Here is a 14,588-nt window from a genome sequence, read left to right on the forward strand (position 1 = left end):
CGCCGCGCCCGGTTTAGGCCACTATGTGTCGCCATGAGGATCCTGGTCTCCGCGGGTCGCCTGTTCGTGGCGCACTGGCCCGCGCTCCTGACGCTCGGCCTGCTCGGCGTCGCCGTCCGGAACGGCGCGATGTGGGGCGCGGTCGAGCTGAGCCAGTGGAACTCGTTCGTGGCGCAGCTCCTGCTGATCCTCAGCCCGCTCGGGTACCTCGTGCCGGTGGTCGGGATGCTGTGGGTCTGCCGGCACAGCCTGCCGAGCCTGGGCGGCGCCGACCTCGGCCGCCGGGAGCGCGCGGCGCAGGCGGCGATCCCCGGCATGCTGCCCACCCGCCGGGCCCCGATGATGCCCTCGGAGCGGCGCGAGCGTCGCCTCATCGACATCGCGCTGTCCGTGCTGGTGCCGTTCCTGGTGGTCTACGAGGTCGAGGGCCTCATGGACGCCGACCAGTTGAGGTTCACCAACGAGGCGGCGGCCGACGAGCTGTTCAACGACACGTTCAGCGCGGAGGGCGTCGACTTCATGTCCCGCCTCGGCGTCTGGTCGGGCTGGACGGTCGTCGCCATCGTGGCCGGCGCGTTCGTGCTGCGCTGGCTGCTCGGCCGGCTCGAGGGCAAGCTCCAGCTCCTCGGCATCGCGGTGCTCGGCGGCTGCCTCGAGATCTACTGGACCAGCCAGGTCGCCAAGCAGGTCGAGTCGATCGAGCTCGGGCTGTGGGACCTCGCCGCGGACCGGCAGCTCGTGGCGGCCGCCGTCGGCACCGTCGGCGCGGCGCAGGAGAGCGTGGGGGACGCCGGCAACGACGCCGCGGCCTTCGTGGCCGACGGCTTCGTCACCGTCCTCGAGTCGCTCGACGTCGTCCTCGTCGCGCCCCTGGCCTGGCTCGCCATCGGCGCCGTGGTGCTGGGGCACAAGCTCATGGAGCCGCCGTCGAGCGAGCACCGCTGGCTCGACCGGATGACGTGGATCCCGGCCGGGCTGCGGTCGCTCCTGGAGTCGCTCACCGAGGACCTGCGCGCCCGCTTCTCCGCCCTGTGGAACGGCCTGAAGCTGATCGTGCGCGGCGGCCTCGGCCCCATGCTGGTCTTCTGCCTGGGCTACCTCGTGGTCATGCGGGCCCCGTACGCCGTCGGCTGGCTCGTACGCGCCGTCACCGGACCGGTCGAGACCAACGCGTGGATCGCGTTCAGCCCCTTCGAGGCGGCCGCGGGGCTCGTGGTGTCCCTGGCGCTGGCCGCCGCGCTGATCGCCGCGACGGTCGAGGTGCTGGTCGAGCGGGGCCTGGCGGTCCGCGACCTGGACGACGACGCCACCCCCGTGGCCGGGAACCGCGCGGTCCCCGCCCCGGCGACGGCCGCCCGCTAGGGCAGCTCGACCGTCAGGTAGTCCGGGCCGCCGAACGACAGCCGGGCCTGCGTGATCGTCGCGTCGGGGTCCACCAGCACGAACGAGCTGACGTCCCACTCGGGCTGCTCGCTCACGAAGCCCTCGGCGTCCGGCAACGAGCACCGGTTGGAGTTGCCCAGCACGTCCGGCGACGACTCCCCGTACCGCGTGCCGTCGTCGGCCACGAGGGCGATCTGGCACAGCGACAGGTCGGTCTGCGGCTCGGCCGCGAAGTGCAGCCGCACCTCGTACGCGACCGACCCCTCGGGGATCGGGACCGGGTCGCCGTAGGCCGGCGCGGGCAGCTCGTCCACCCGCTCGACGCCCGTCACCGTCGCGTCGAGCTCGCGCACCACCCAGGTGTCCGCGCGCTCCGGCACGTCGTACCCCGTGTCGAGGTACTCGCTCTCCAGGTGCGCCTGCTCGCCCAGGGCGACCCGCTGGGACTCGTAGTGCAGGCCGTCCGGCCACCAGTAGGCCCACACCCGGAACGACGACGCCCCCGTGGCCACCGCGAGCGCGAGCGGCAGCAGCACCAGCCACACGGCGTTGCGCCGCCACCAGCCCCGGGGCCGCCCGGCCTGCGGGACGTCGGGCGGCACGGAACCGGGCAGCAGGCCCGGCCGCAGGCTCGGCGCCCCGCCCGGGTACGCGCCCTGACCGGGGCCCTCGTACGAACCCGGCCCCGGCACCGCCGGGGTGACCAGCGTCGTCATCCCGCACTCCCTCCCGCACTCGCCGTGGCGTAGCCCGGCGCCTCCGTCTGCACCGTGTCGGTCGCCGCCCACAGCTCCTTCGCCTGCTGCGCGGAGATGCCCAGGTCGACCACCCCGGCGGCGTCGCGCCGCTGGCCGGCGTAGTCCTCGGTCTGGCTTCCGCGCGCCAGCCGCACCGTCGCTCCGGCGAGCGCGTCCTGGGGTACGTCGAAGCAGTAGGTCGTGTGCCACGCGTAGCCAGGCTGGGCGTTGGCCGACGTCGAGCAGCCGGCCTGGTTGGTGGGCCAGAACCGCCGGCCCTCGGCATCGGTGATCTCGGCGCCGCCGAAGACGGTCGCACCCTGCGTGGCCCGCCAGGTCGCGTCCACCACCACGAACGTCCCGTTCGCGACGGCGGTCTCCGAGAAGCTCTCCAGGGTGTCGGCGACCCGGACGTCGGTCACGGTCAGCTCCGCGTAGGTCAGGTCGAGCGTCTCGCCCACCGCGCCCTCGACCACGAACGGCGTCTCCACGACGGTCTCCTGCGGCACGGCGGTGACGAGCGCACAGCCCGCGACCACGCCGCCGACGACCAGGGCCGAGCCCTGCCACGTGATCCGGCGGCGCCCGTGCCTCACGCCTGACCCTCCTCGGCCTCGGCCATGCCCCGGTTGTCCTTGACCCGGATCTCGCCCTCGAAGGCGACGTCCGCGGGCAGCCAGTACCCGTTGTCCAGGGTCAGGCGGCTCTCGTCGATCCAGGACAGCTCCAGCATCCGGAGCGGGATCTCGTCACCCGTCCACTCGCCGCTCTGCTCCCAGATCAGCGCGATCTGGTAGGTGACGCCGGGGTTGAGCACGCTGGTGCTGGTCGCGTCCTTGACGTGGAGGATGGTCGCGGACGGCAGCTCGGGTTCCCCGGACTCGCCGGGGGAAGCGCTCGCGGAGGGGTCCGCGTCGGCGGAGGGGTCCGCGGAGGGTGCGGCCCCGGCGTCGGCCCCGGCCTCGGCACCCGGGTCGGTGCCCTGGTCCGTGTCGAGGCCGGCGAACGGGTCCACCGCCACGATGCCCACACCCTCGGGCGCGGGGACGGCGCTGCCGAGCGTCGAGCTCAGCTCGGGCACGTCGCTGGTGTTCACCACGTCCGCGACCACGGCGAGCATGTGGTTCCCCGGCGCGGGCACGAGGTAGCCGAGCTCGTCGGCCATCACGGCCCGCAGCACCGTCACGTCGAACGGGCCCACCTCGACCGCCGTCCCCGCCACGATCGGGTCGGCTTGCGCCTCCACCTTGTTCCACGCCCCGAACGGGGAGACGGCCACGAGGGCGGCGACGACGCCGGCGCCGACGCGCTGCATCGTCGACATGTCGTCGGCGACGGCCGAGACCACGCGGCGGCCGAGCCGGAACGCGATGTCGGGGCCGCCGTTGCGGGCATGCTTCATGGCGCACGATCGTAGCGGTGCATCACGGACCAACCGGGCGAAAGTCCACGGGGTTCGGCGGGGCTCGGCCGCGCCGTCCGCCTACCCAGCGATCTGGCCCGGAGACACGCGGTTTCCGGGCCAGATCGCTGGGTAGAAGCGCACCTCGTGGACGAGCCTCGCGGGTCAGCGCAGGCCGAACGCCCTGGTCAGCGTCTGCGACACCCGGTTGTCGTCACTGTCCTCGACGACGGTCCGCAGGGTCGCGAACTGCGCGCCCCGCGGCGCCGACAGCCGGGCCGACCAGGCGTCCGGCCCGTCCGTCTGCCGGTCCCGCGTGAGGTCGAGCCGCCGCCACGTGGCGCCGTCGTCGTACGACACCTCGACCGTGGGCCGCCCCACCCGGGCCTCGATCCCGGGCAGGTGCGACGGCGTCACCGTCAGCCGGGCCGTGCGCGACGCACGTCCCGCCGTGTCGGTGTCCACGCCGTAGTCGAGCTGGATCAGCGGCAGCGGCTCGACGGCGTCCGGCCCGCTCGCCTCCGACGTGAAGTCCCACTGGGTGAGCGTGTGCGTCGAGTACGGACCGGCCCAGTCGGCACGGTCGTTGTCGGCCACGACGCGGTACGGCAGCCGCTCCGCGGGCAGGCCGCCGTTCACGGGCAGGAACTCGGCGTTGCCCCACAGGAGCTCGGTGTCGCCCTGGTAGAGCGTCGCCCGGTTGCGGACGTCGAAGTTGCCGCCGCCCGTGGCACCGACGTGCCCGCTGCCCGAGTCGCCCCAGCCCGGCACCGGCACGTACATCTGGTCCAGGTAACGGATGGGCTGGTAGCCCAGCGCCGACATGCGCGGGCGCAGCACCGGCCCGAACCACGTCACGTCGCTGGTCGTGCGGGCCTTGTACTCCAGCACGTCGACGTTCGACTGCCCCATCTCGCCGGAGATGTGCGCGCTCTGCGTCCACGGCACACCGGCCGCGACCCAGTCGGTCCGCTCGCCCTGCGCGGGAGCGGCGAGCTGGTTGCCCGCCGTCCAGCCGTGCCAGACGTCGAACCGGGCCTCCATCGCGGGACCCTGGCGGTAGTTGCGGAACGACATGTCCACCCGCGCCAGGTCGCCCTTGGCCGAGGTCCACGTGGGCCGGGCCGGCACGGCGCCGGTCCAGTGGTGCACCACGTCGTAGGTGTACTCGGTCGTGGGGTGCGACGAGACCGTGACCTCCGGCCGGCGCCCGTCCAGCGACCGCAGCAGCTCCTCACCCTGGCCGGACGTCAGCGTGGCGACGGTGAGCGGTGCGGGCTCGCCCGGGATCCACGGGGACTCGTCCCACGGTGCCAGCCGCCCGGCGCCGTCGTGCACCACGAACAGCAGGCGCGCACCGGCGTCGGCCGCGGCCTGCGCCAGCGGCGCGATCTCGTCCGAGTCGGCGGCACGCACGACGACGGCGGTGTCCTTCAGGCCGTGCCCGCTCCCGTGCCGCGCCAGGTCCGACGGACCCTCGGCCTCGACCACACGCAGCGTGCGGGTGCCCTCCGGCAGCGGCGTCGCGCCCCGCTTGACCCGCAGGTCGTCCAGGCCGTCGAACCCGCCGCGGCCCTTCGTGACCGTGAGCGCAGGCTGCTCCAGCCGGAACTGCGCCCCGAACTCGAACAGACCCGCGGTGACCTTCTTCCCCGTGGGCAGCGCCCACAGGCTGTCGTACTCACCCGGCGGGAACATGGAGCTCGCCGTGTAGCCGCCGTTCGGGAACTGCCGGATCACGTCCAGGCGCATGGCGGCCGGATCGGTGTCCTGCGGCACCTCCGCACGGACCTGGACCGCCTTGCGGGCGTCCAGCGTCACCGACCGGTCCTGGCTCAGGTCCACGTCCACGAAGCTCAGCAGCGCCGTGCCGAGCGAGCCCGGCCCGTTCGCGCCCTCGACGTCGACCGACAGCCAGCCGCTGTAGCTGCCCACCGGCATCCGCAGCACGGCGGTACCGTTCTCGTCCAGGTCCGCCCCGGCGAAGATCTGGTCGGACGTCACCAGCAGCTTGCCCGTCGCGGGACGGCCGTCGTCACCCGTGACGGTGACGGTCAGCCTCTGGCGCTGCCCCTCGCGGGTCGCGCCCGTCAGGGTGCGGGCCCGCACGGCCCCGGTGCCGTCCGTCGCCACGATCGTCGCGCTCAGGTCGGCCTCCGCCGGCAGGAGCGAGAGGTCCGCCACGAGATCCACGGACGCCGTGCCCTGCGCGGGCACGGTCACCGTGTCGGAGGACAGGGTGAGGAAGCCCGCCGGGACCGCACCGTCGACCGCGAGGTGCAGGTCGACCGGGGCGTCACCCAGGTTCGTGTACGTGATCGGCTTCGACGCCGGCTCGCCCGTACCGTCGTCGAACGTGTGGAAGCCGAACCCGGCGCTCGCGGTGCCGAACACGGTCGCGGCCACGGCCGCGGGCGCGTCGAGACGGCCGCTGCCGGCCTCGTAGGCGGTGTAGGCAGGGGTCGGCACGGCGGTGCTGACGATCGCCTCCTTGATCTGCTCCGCCGTCCAGTCCGGGTGGGCCGCCGCGACGAGCGCCGCGGTGCCCGCCACGTGCGGGGTCGCCATCGAGGTGCCGCTCATCGTCGTGTACATCCCGGAGCCGCGCACGAGCTGCGAGCGGGCCGCGAGCACGTCGACGCCGGGGGCGGTGATCTCGGGCTTGACCCCGCCGTCGACGGCGGGGCCGGTGCTGGAGAAGTCGGCCAGCGTGTCGGTCGCGTCGACCGCGCCCACGGCGAGGGCCGAGTCCGCCAGGGCGGGCGTGCTGATGGTGCGGGGGCCGCCGTTGCCGGCGGCGGTCACGAACAGCGCACCCGTCTCGGCGGTGAGCTCGTCCACCGCGGTCGCCATCGGGTCGTCGGCGCCGGCGGGCTCGCCGCCCAGGCTCATGCTGACGATGCGGGCGTCCTGGTCGCGCGCGGCCCACTCCATGCCCGCGATGATCCAGGACTCCAGGCCCTGGCCGTTGCTGTCGAGCACCCGGCCGACGTGCAGCCGGGCGCCGGGGGCGACGCCCCGCTCCAGCCCGTCGGAGGCCGCGCCGGTGCCGGCGATCGTCGAGGCGACGTGCGTCCCGTGCCCCTGGTAGTCCTCGACGTAGTCCTCGGTGGTGACGAAGTTGGCCGCCTCGGCGACCTGGTCCGCCAGGTCGGGGTGGGTCGTGTCGATGCCCGTGTCGAGCACCGCGACGTCCACGCCCTCGCCGGTGTTGCCGTCGGCCCACACGTCGGGCGCGCCGATCTGGGCGGTCGACTCGGCGAGGTCGGCCGTGACCGGGCCGTCGAGCCAGATCTTCTCGATGCCGCCGGCGAACGCGGGGGCGCCGCCGGTGGTGCGGGCGGCGTCGTGAGCCCCGGCCGTCGCCGAGTCTCCCGTCAGGGCGGTCCAGAAGGCGGCCGCCTCGTCGCGGTCCTGCGTCACGGCGGCGCCGTCCACGCTGGGCAGCGCGCGTACGACGTCGGACCCGTCGAGCGGCGTGGTGCCGCGCGACCGGGCGGCGGCGTCCGTGTAGCGGACGATCAGCGGCAGCGTGTCCGTGCTCGCGTCGTCGTAGCCGTTGGCGAGGAGCCGCGTGACGTCGAACAGGCGGTCGTCGAGGGTACCGGCCGTCACGTAGGGCAGTGCGGCGTCCGGGTAGACAAAGGTGCTGCCGTCGCGCTCGGTGCGGTGGTAGGACGACGTCGTCCCGCCGGGGCCGGTGACGTTGGTGACGCTCGTGCCGTCCGCCGCCGTGGTGATGGTGACCGTGTCACCGGTGATCAGGGTGACGCTGCGCGATCCCGCCGCCGATGGCGGGAGAGCGGTGGCGGAACCGCCCGGCGGGACCGCCGGGCCGGCGGGGCTCGCGGCAGACGCCGACGCGGCCCCGACCGCGAGGGCTGCGGCCACGCCGGTGGCGACCAGCGCCCTGGCGCGGGTGGAGATGGTGAACACAGTTGTCCCTTTCGACAGTGGTGTGCCCATTTCCTAACCCTCGGACGCGGCGCGCTGGGTTTCGCCCGTGTAACGGCACCGCCATTTCCTGGCCAACTCCGGTCAGGTGGCAGGCAACGGCCACGCCCCGCGCCCCGGGAAGGGGGCGCGGGGCGTGTCGCGAGCCGTGGTTCAGGCCGCCTTGCCCGACCCCTCCGCCAGGCGACGGACCCGGTCGAGGTCCGCCCCGGCGTCGGACAGGATGCCGCGGGCCGGGGACTCGGCCCGGGTGAGGCCGAGCAGGAGGTGCCCGCCGTGGATCTCCTTGGAGCCCAGGCGGATCGCCTCGCGGAGCGCGAGCTCCAGCGACTTCTTGGCGTCCGGGGTGAAAGGGATGTGCTTGCGGCGCCCGCGCAGGGTGCGGCCGGCGCGGGCCAGGGCGCCCTCGCCGAACGTGGCCTCGGTGCGCCGCGTCACCTCGTCCAGGTCGATGCCGACGGCGGCCAGCGCGGCCGGGTCGAGCGCGTCGCCCGCCTCGATCCGGGCCCGGGCACTCTCGACCAGGACGGCGGTGTCCACCCCGCCGTCGGTCAGGGCGGTCCGGGCCGGGCCGACGCTCCCGGCGAGGGCGACGAGCAGGTGGCGGCTGTCGATCTGGTCGCTGTGCGCGTCGCGGGCGACCTGCTGGGCGTCGACGACGGCGGAGCGGGCGTCCTTCGTGAACCTCTCGAACATCAGATCCTCCTGTTGTGCTTCTTGTGCACGGCCTGCCGGCTGACGCCGAGCGCGTCGGCGATCTCCTGCCACGACCAGCCGAGGCGCCGCGCCCGCTCCACCTGGAGCGTCTCGAGACGGTCGGCCAGCTCGCGCATGGCTCGGACGGCGCGCAGTCCTTCGGCGGGGTCGTCCCCGGCGGCGGATGCGGCGAGTGCTTGCTGGGTCATGTGTCAACTATGGTTGACAAGCGGGCCGACTGTCAACCCTGGTTGACAGAATTCGCGGATCGAGACGTGTACCACACACCCGTGCCGAAGAAGCCCGGAATACCGCCGCTCTCGTTCGGAACCACGGGTGATCCAGGGCTACCCTGTACGGGGATGTCTTGACGTCGAGACATCGCTTCAGCCGGGCTCCGGGCGACTACGACGTCCGAGGGCCGCATCCCGATGGAAGGACGCAGCAGGGTGGACCTGTTCGAATACCAGGCGCGCGACATCTTCGAGAAGCACGGCGTGCCCGTGCTGGGCGGGGTTGTCGCGACGACCCCCGAGGAGGCTCGCGAAGGCGCCGAGAAGCTGGGCGGCGGCACTGTCGTCGTGAAGGCCCAGGTCAAGACCGGCGGTCGCGGCAAGGCGGGCGGCGTCAAGCTGGCGCACTCGCCGGAAGAGGCCGCCGAGAAGGCCGGCGAGATCCTCGGCATGGACATCAAGGGTCACACCGTGCACCGCGTGATGATCGCCCAGGGTGCCAAGATCGCCGAGGAGTTCTACTTCTCCGTGCTCCTGGACCGGTCCAACCGCAACTACCTCGCCATGTGCTCCGTCGAGGGCGGCATGGAGATCGAGCAGCTCGCCGTCGAGCGCCCCGAGGCGCTGGCCCGCGTCGCCGTCGACCCCGCCGTCGGCATCGACGAGGCCAAGGCCGCCGAGATCGTGGACGCCGCCGGCTTCGCCGACGACATCAAGGGCAAGGTCGCCGAGGTCATCCAGGGCCTGTGGACCGTGTTCAAGGCCGAGGACGCCACGCTGGTCGAGGTGAACCCGCTGGTCAAGACGGAGGACGGCGAGATCGTCGCCCTCGACGGCAAGGTCACGCTCGACGAGAACGCCGGCTTCCGCCACGCGGACCACGCCGAGCTCGAGGACTCCGCCGCGGCCGACCCGCTGGAGGCGAAGGCCAAGGAGAACGACCTCAACTACGTGAAGCTCGACGGCGAGGTCGGCATCATCGGCAACGGCGCGGGTCTGGTCATGTCCACCCTCGACGTCGTCGCCTACGCGGGCGAGAAGCACGGCGGCGTCAAGCCCGCCAACTTCCTCGACATCGGCGGCGGCGCCAACGCGCAGGTCATGGCCAACGGTCTCGACGTGATCCTGAACGACGAGCAGGTCAAGTCGGTGTTCGTGAACGTCTTCGGCGGCATCACCGCCTGCGACGAGGTCGCCAACGGCATTGTGGGCGCGCTCGACATCCTCGGCGACGAGGCGTCGAAGCCGCTGGTCGTCCGCCTCGACGGCAACAACGTCGAGCTCGGCCGCCAGATCCTGAACGAGCGCAACCACCCGCTCGTCACCCTCGCCGACACCATGGACGGTGGCGCCGACCTCGCCGCCGCCAAGGCTGCCGCCGCCTGATCGCCCGCTGAAGACTTCGAAAGCAGAGACAAGAAGACAATGTCGATCTACCTGAACCAGGACTCGAAGATCATCGTCCAGGGCATCACGGGCGGCATGGGTGCCAAGCACACCGCCCTGATGCTGGACTCCGGCGCGACGATCGTCGGCGGCGTGAACGCTCGCAAGGCCGGCACCACGGTGACCCACAAGGACGCCTCCGGCGCCGACGTGACCCTCCCGGTGTTCGGCACCGTCAAGGAGGCCATGGCCGAGACCGGCGCGGACGTCTCCGTCGTCTTCGTGCCCCCGGCCTTCACCAAGGACGCGGCGATCGAGGCCATCGACGCCGGCATCGGCCTGCTCGTGGTCATCACCGAGGGCGTGCCGGTGCAGGACACCGCCGAGGTGTGGTCGTACCTGCAGGGCAAGGAGACCCGGATGATCGGGCCGAACTGCCCCGGCATCATCACCCCGGGCGAGTCGCTCGCCGGCATCACCCCGCACACCATCACGGGCAAGGGCCCCATCGGCCTCGTGTCGAAGTCGGGCACGCTGACCTACCAGATGATGTACGAGCTGAAGGACTTCGGCTTCTCGACCGCCATCGGCATCGGCGGCGACCCGATCGTCGGCACCACGCACATCGACGCGCTCGAGGCCTTCGAGAACGACCCGGAGACCAAGGCGATCGTGATGATCGGCGAGATCGGCGGCGACGCCGAGGAGCGCGCGGCCGCGTACATCAAGGAGCACGTCACCAAGCCGGTCGTCGGCTACGTCGCGGGCTTCACCGCCCCCGAGGGCAAGACGATGGGCCACGCCGGTGCGATCGTGTCGGGCTCGTCCGGCACCGCCGCGGCGAAGAAGGAGGCCCTCGAGGCCGTCGGCGTGAAGGTCGGCAAGACGCCGTCCGAGACCGCCGACCTCATGCGGGAGATCCTGCAGGCGCTCTGACGCCCGCCCGTCCCTGAGATAGCGAGACCCCCGTCGACCAGGCAGACCGGTCGGCGGGGGTCGCTGCTTTCCGGGTCGCCGCCCCGTCGGTGCGTTCGCTTCGCAAAGCGGGCGTTCCTACACCAGATCCCCCGGTGAACTCCATACTCGGCAGTGATTTTTCCCGAAGTTCACCCGGGCCACGCCGAGGGAGGTCCCCGGGCTGACGCCGCGGCGCGGGTGAAGATTGCCGGGTGAGCGCACCACCCCGCCCGAGCACGGCCAGCCGCACCTCGGGTGCCCGCACGACCCGCCCGGCCGGCAACCGTCCGACGGCCCGCCGCGGACGCCTCGTCGAGCAGCCACCCGCCCCCGAGGAGCGGTCGTTCGCGCTGTCCCACGTCGTCGCGGGCGTGCTCTCGGCTGCCCAGGCCCTGGTCCTGTCCCTTGCCGTCGTGGTGCTCCCGGCGGTGGTCGCCTACCTCGTGGGCGCGGCAACGCTGACCTCCGCGACGGACGCCCCGGACGACGGCGTCCAGGTCCGCTCCGCCATCGACGTCGCCACCGGGCTCTGGCTGCTGGGGCACGGCGTCCCGCTGACCGCCGACGACATGACCGTCACCCTCGCGCCGCTCGGCATCGCGGCCCTCGCGCTGTTCGCCACCTACGCCTCCGCCAAGCGGTTCGCCGCGACCTCGGTCCCGGCCTGGGCGGCAGGCACCGCCACCTACGGCCTGTGCACGACGGCGGTCGCCGCCTTCGCGGGCAGCGCCCCGGGCTGGTCGCTCGCCCTGGCGTTGCCGGCCGGCCTCGTCATGGGCGGGCTCGGCATGGCGCTCGGCATCCTGGCTCGGCCGGACGCGCCGACCCCGGCCGAGCTCGGCGAACGGGCCGAGGGCCTGGCCCAGCGGCTCACCGGCTTCGACCTGGTCCCCGCCACGCTCCGCCTCGGGCTGCGCGGGGGCGCGGTGGTGGTCGCGCTGCTGACGGGCGGGGCCGCGCTCCTGGTCGTGGCGTGGGCGCTGGCAGGCCGGGCCACGTCGTCGGACATCGTCACCGCCCTCGAACCGGGCTGGACCGGCGGGATCGTGTTCGCCGTGGCGCAGCTCGCGCTGCTGCCCAACCTCCTGCTGTGGGCGGTCGCCTGGCTCGCGGGGCCGGGTTTCGCCGTCGGCGAGGGCACCGGCTTCACGCCCTACGGCACGACGTCGGGGCCGCTGCCCGCGGTGCCGCTCCTCGGGGCGCTGCCCGGCCAGGACTGGGCCAACGCCGTCAGCGCCTGGGCGCCCCTGCTCGTGGTCGCGTGCGGCGTCGTGGCGGCCCTGTTCGTGTGGCGCCGGCTGGAGCCGTCGCTGGTCCGGTGGTCGGACACCGGCTGGGTGCTCGGCGGCATCGTCGCGGTGCCCGGGGTGTTCGTGCTGCTGGGCGAGCTGGCGGCCGCGGGCGCGGTCGGCCCGGGCCGGCTCTCCGAGATCGGCGCCGACCCGCTCGTGACCGCCGGCCTCGTGGCCGCCGAGGTCGGCGGGGGAGCGGCAGCCGTGCTCCTGGGCGCCAAGCTGGACGTGGTGGCGCGGCGCGGCGAGATCGGGGAGGACCTGGTGGCGTGGCTCCGCCGTCCGTCGCCGGTGGGCGGGGAGTCCTCGGAAGACGCGACGGAAGGCGACCCGGATCTCGCGGCGGAGCTCGGGTTCGGCGACGCTCCGGGCGGGAGCGGTGGCGGCGCGCCCCACGAGGGCACTGCGCCGTCCGACGAGGAGGCGGACGCGCCCGAGGAGGGCACAGCGCCGTCCGGCGACTGGGCGCGCACAGCGGCATACGCCGTCTCGGATCCCGAACCAGCTCCCGAGCCGGACGCCGAGCGGCCGGCGGCCCGTCCGGCCGATGGCGCCGAGGCTCGCGAGGCAGGCCCGGGAAAGTAGGCTGGGGCCCGTGCAGACGCCCTCCGGTCACCCCGTCGAGTCCACTTCCGCCAAGCGCCTGGTGGTGCTCGCCTCGGGCGGCGGATCCAACCTTGCCGCGCTCCTCGCGGCGCACGACGACGCGGCGTACGGCGCGCGCGTGGTCGGCGTCGTCACGGACCGGCCGACGGCGGGAGCGCTCGACCTGGCGCGGGACGCCGGGGTGGCCTCCGCCGTCGTCGCGCTGAAGGACTTCGAGGACCGCGCGGCCTGGAACGACGGCGTGCTCGAGGCCATCTCGGTGTTCCAGCCCGACTACGTGATCCTGGCCGGGTTCATGCGCATCCTGGCGCCGGGCGTCGTGCGCAAGTTCGAGGGCCGGATGATCAACACGCACCCGGCCCTGCTGCCCAGCTTCCCCGGCGCGCACCCCGTGCGTGACACGCTCACCCACGGCGTCAAGATCACCGGGTGCACCGTGCACCTGGTGGACGACGGCGTCGACACCGGCCCGATCATCGCCCAGACGGCCGTGCCCGTGCAGGACGCCGACGACGAGCCCACCCTGACCGAGCGGATCAAGGTCGCCGAGCGCGCACTCCTGGTCGAGACGGTGGGCCGCCTGGCTCGCGAGGGCCTGCACGTCACGGGCCGCAAGGCCACGATCGGCCGCTGACCCAGCCGGCTCCGCCGCGAGCTGCCCGCCAGCCGCCCGTCGACCGCCCTCTGTCGGTCCGTTATCCGCCCGGGTCGTACTGCCACCTTTCCTTTTGAGGCCTAAGTTTCTTCGCTTTGAGGCCGCTCAAAGCGAAGAAACTTAGGCCTCAAAAGTTGGAGGCGGCGACCGGTTGTCCACAGGATGACGCTGAATCATCAGCAATGATGTGGATTGCATGCTGATATTGCCTCATGCGACCTCTGCGGCCCCTGCCTGTGCAGCTGGATGTCATCGCTCCCCGGCAGGAGGGGCTGATCTCCGCCACGCAGCTCGACGGCATCGGCGTCGACGCGCCGTGGCGGTACCGGCTCGTCCGGCAGGGCCGGCTGATCCGCGTCACCCAGGGCGTGTACGACACCGACGTCGTACCGCCCGCGCAGCGGTCACGTCCTGACCTGCTGGACCACCTCCGGCGTCGTCCCGCGTGGATCGGCCTGCTCGCGGCCGGCCCCGGATCGACCGCCGTCGGCCTGTGCGCACTGGCGCTGTACAAGGTCAAGGGCCTGCCGCGCACCATCCGGCCCGAGGTGGTCGCGCCCGACGGGCGGTGGCGGCCCGCACGGGACGGGATCGCGTTCCGCAAGTCCGGCGACATGGTGACCGGCCGGTTCGCCGGCGACTTCAGGATCGCGAGCGTCACGGACGCCCTCGCCCTCGGCGTCGGCCAGATGTGCCGTGACGACGCCGTCGCCGCGATGGACGACCTGCTGCACACGCGGTCCGCCACGGCGGACGACCTGGCCCGGGCCCACGACCTGGCGCGAGGGCATCGCGACGTCGAGGCGACACATCCCTGGTGGCGCCTGGCGGACGGCCGTTCGGAGTCGCCCCTCGAGTCCGTCGCGCGGCTGGCCTGCCTCGACGCGGAGATCCCGCCGGACACCCTGCAGCTCGTGGTCCTGGGGGCGGACGGCGCCCACCTCGGCCGGATCGACCTTGCCTGGCGGCTGCCGGACGGCACATGGCTGCTCGTCGAGGTCGACGGCGTCGAGGTGCACGGTGCGCCGGGTGCGGTGTTCCGTGACCGGACGCGGCAGAACGCGCTGGCGTCGGCGGGCGGCTCGCGCCTGCTGCGCTTCACGGCCAAGGACCTCCGGGGCCGGATGCCGAAGATCTTGACCGCCTTGCTGCGCGAGGCCGGCTGGACGCCTGGTAACTACGACGACATCGGTCAGCCGACGATCCTCGGTCGCGCGGTCGCTGATGCCGCTTCGCCAGTCCCCTTCGAGGCCTAAGTTTCTTCGCTTTGCGGCCGCCCAAAGCGAA

The 14,588-nt window shown here is 73.2% G+C and carries 12 protein-coding genes; 6 read left to right on the forward strand and 6 right to left on the reverse strand.

Translation table 11 applies throughout. The annotated features are described in order from the left end of the window. Window positions 1-33: 33 nt before the first annotated feature. Window positions 34-1,362: a hypothetical protein gene (locus QRN56_RS03600; RefSeq protein ID WP_285101201.1), complete on the forward strand. Its 1,329-nt coding sequence runs from the start codon at window positions 34-36 to the stop codon at window positions 1,360-1,362. Here QRN56_RS03600 and QRN56_RS03605 read toward each other — a convergent pair. The 6 genes from QRN56_RS03605 to QRN56_RS03630 form a co-directional block, all read right to left on the reverse strand. After that, on the reverse strand, window positions 1,359-2,099 hold the full coding sequence (locus QRN56_RS03605) for a hypothetical protein (RefSeq protein ID WP_285101202.1): 741 nt from the start codon (window positions 2,097-2,099) through the stop codon (window positions 1,359-1,361). The two genes, QRN56_RS03600 and QRN56_RS03605, sit on opposite strands and share 4 nt — an antisense overlap. Next, window positions 2,096-2,716, reverse strand: a complete 621-nt coding sequence (locus QRN56_RS03610) for a hypothetical protein (protein WP_285101204.1) — start codon at window positions 2,714-2,716, stop codon at window positions 2,096-2,098. The genes QRN56_RS03605 and QRN56_RS03610 overlap by 4 nt, the downstream gene beginning before the upstream one ends. Further along, window positions 2,713-3,522 (reverse strand): hypothetical protein, encoded by an 810-nt coding sequence (locus QRN56_RS03615; protein ID WP_285101206.1) that lies wholly within the window; start codon window positions 3,520-3,522, stop codon window positions 2,713-2,715. The genes QRN56_RS03610 and QRN56_RS03615 overlap by 4 nt, the downstream gene beginning before the upstream one ends. A 165-nt stretch (window positions 3,523-3,687) precedes the next feature. Then, on the reverse strand, window positions 3,688-7,458 hold the full coding sequence (locus QRN56_RS03620) for a S8 family peptidase (RefSeq protein ID WP_285101208.1): 3,771 nt from the start codon (window positions 7,456-7,458) through the stop codon (window positions 3,688-3,690). A 171-nt stretch (window positions 7,459-7,629) separates the two neighbouring features. After that, on the reverse strand, window positions 7,630-8,172 hold the full coding sequence (locus QRN56_RS03625; protein WP_285101210.1) for a Clp protease N-terminal domain-containing protein: 543 nt from the start codon (window positions 8,170-8,172) through the stop codon (window positions 7,630-7,632). Then, window positions 8,172-8,381 carry a helix-turn-helix domain-containing protein gene (locus tag QRN56_RS03630; protein ID WP_285101212.1) on the reverse strand — a complete coding sequence of 70 codons (210 nt, stop codon included), beginning with the start codon at window positions 8,379-8,381 and terminating at the stop codon, window positions 8,172-8,174. Before QRN56_RS03630 ends, QRN56_RS03625 begins: the two co-directional genes overlap by 1 nt. 240 nt (window positions 8,382-8,621) lie before the next feature. Here QRN56_RS03630 and sucC point away from each other — a divergent pair, with 240 nt between their 5' ends. The 5 genes from sucC to QRN56_RS03655 all read left to right on the forward strand — a co-directional run bounded on the left by sucC (window position 8,622) and on the right by QRN56_RS03655 (window position 14,557). After that, window positions 8,622-9,791: an ADP-forming succinate--CoA ligase subunit beta gene (gene sucC, locus QRN56_RS03635; protein ID WP_285101214.1), complete on the forward strand. Its 1,170-nt coding sequence runs from the start codon at window positions 8,622-8,624 to the stop codon at window positions 9,789-9,791. Window positions 9,792-9,830: 39 nt separating this feature from the next. After that, window positions 9,831-10,727, forward strand: coding sequence for a succinate--CoA ligase subunit alpha (gene sucD, locus QRN56_RS03640; protein WP_285101215.1), 897 nt, complete (start codon window positions 9,831-9,833; stop codon window positions 10,725-10,727). A gap of 233 nt (window positions 10,728-10,960) precedes the next feature. Continuing rightward, window positions 10,961-12,625, forward strand: coding sequence for a cell division protein PerM (locus tag QRN56_RS03645; RefSeq protein ID WP_285101216.1), 1,665 nt, complete (start codon window positions 10,961-10,963; stop codon window positions 12,623-12,625). A gap of 10 nt (window positions 12,626-12,635) precedes the next feature. Next, the gene (purN, locus tag QRN56_RS03650) at window positions 12,636-13,280 is read left to right on the forward strand and encodes a phosphoribosylglycinamide formyltransferase (RefSeq protein ID WP_285101218.1); all 645 of its coding nucleotides are present in this window, start codon (window positions 12,636-12,638) and stop codon (window positions 13,278-13,280) included. A 257-nt stretch (window positions 13,281-13,537) separates the two neighbouring features. Beyond that, a complete protein-coding gene (locus QRN56_RS03655; RefSeq protein ID WP_285101220.1) occupies window positions 13,538-14,557 on the forward strand; it encodes a type IV toxin-antitoxin system AbiEi family antitoxin domain-containing protein in 1,020 nt (339 codons plus the stop codon). Window positions 14,558-14,588 lie beyond the last annotated feature (31 nt).

Origin of the sequence: Promicromonospora sp. MEB111 (genome assembly GCF_030209445.1) — a bacterium.
In the GTDB taxonomy this organism is placed as follows: domain Bacteria; phylum Actinomycetota; class Actinomycetes; order Actinomycetales; family Cellulomonadaceae; genus Promicromonospora.

What these genes read in the sequence shown, in the direction of transcription:
- QRN56_RS03600 (WP_285101201.1), top strand. Translation starts at nt 34, where the DNA reads ATGAGGATCCTGGTCTCCGCGGGTCGCCTGTTCGTGGCGCACTGGCCC.
- QRN56_RS03605 (WP_285101202.1), bottom strand. Translation starts at nt 2,099, where the DNA reads ATGACGACGCTGGTCACCCCGGCGGTGCCGGGGCCGGGTTCGTACGAG.
- QRN56_RS03615 (WP_285101206.1), bottom strand. Translation starts at nt 3,522, where the DNA reads ATGAAGCATGCCCGCAACGGCGGCCCCGACATCGCGTTCCGGCTCGGC.
- QRN56_RS03625 (WP_285101210.1), bottom strand. Translation starts at nt 8,172, where the DNA reads ATGTTCGAGAGGTTCACGAAGGACGCCCGCTCCGCCGTCGTCGACGCC.
- QRN56_RS03630 (WP_285101212.1), bottom strand. Translation starts at nt 8,381, where the DNA reads ATGACCCAGCAAGCACTCGCCGCATCCGCCGCCGGGGACGACCCCGCC.
- sucD (WP_285101215.1), top strand. Translation starts at nt 9,831, where the DNA reads ATGTCGATCTACCTGAACCAGGACTCGAAGATCATCGTCCAGGGCATC.